At 48.2% G+C, this 821-nt stretch carries 1 protein-coding gene; it reads left to right on the forward strand.

Features of this window, described 5'->3' with window-relative positions; translation table 11 throughout:
- A partial coding sequence (locus ACS604_RS18930) for an acetyl-CoA C-acyltransferase (RefSeq protein ID WP_474772652.1) occupies positions 1–821 on the forward strand: 821 nt, incomplete at both ends.

An 821-nucleotide genomic window follows, 5' to 3' on the forward strand; every position in this document is an offset into this window, starting at 1 on the left:
CAAGCCGGTGAAGATAACCGTAACGTAGGTCGTATGTCAGCACTGCTTGCAGGTTTACCATATCAGGTTCCAGCAACGACCATTAACCGTTTGTGTGGTTCTTCACTCGATGCGATTGCCATTGCTGCCCGTGCCATTAAAGCAGGTGAAGCGAACTTGGTGATTGCCGGTGGTGTAGAAAGCATGAGCCGTGCACCTTATGTGATGGGTAAGTCTGATAGTGCCTTTGGCCGTAGCCAGAAGATTGAAGACACCACCATGGGATGGCGCTTCATTAACCCTAAACTTAAAGAATTGTATGGTGTAGACACCATGCCCCAGACTGCCGAAAACGTGGCTGAACAGTTTAACGTCAATCGTGCAGATCAGGACCAGTTTGCCTTGGTGAGCCAACAACGCACCGCAAGCGCGCAAGCCAAAGGCTTTTTTTCTAAAGAAATCGTGGCAGTTGAAATCCCTCAGCGTAAGGGCGATGCTGTTGTGATTGATACCGATGAGCATCCACGTGCATCAACCACGCTAGAAGCTTTAAGTAAACTTAAACCGGTTGTCAAAGCAGATGGTTCTGTGACTGCAGGCAATGCTTCAGGCATTAACGATGGTGCAGCAGCTCTGCTGATCGCTTCTGATGAGGCAGTTCAAGCTTACAACCTCAAACCACGTGCCAAGATCATTGCTTCAACAGCAGTGGGTGTAGAACCACGTATTATGGGTTTTGCTCCGGCACCAGCCATTAAAAAACTACTTAAACAAGCCAACCTGACTTTAGAGCAGATGGATGTAATTGAGCTGAATGAAGCATTTGCTGCACAGGCTTTGGC

It is taken from the genome of Acinetobacter sp. Li1LvA2 (assembly GCF_056156705.1).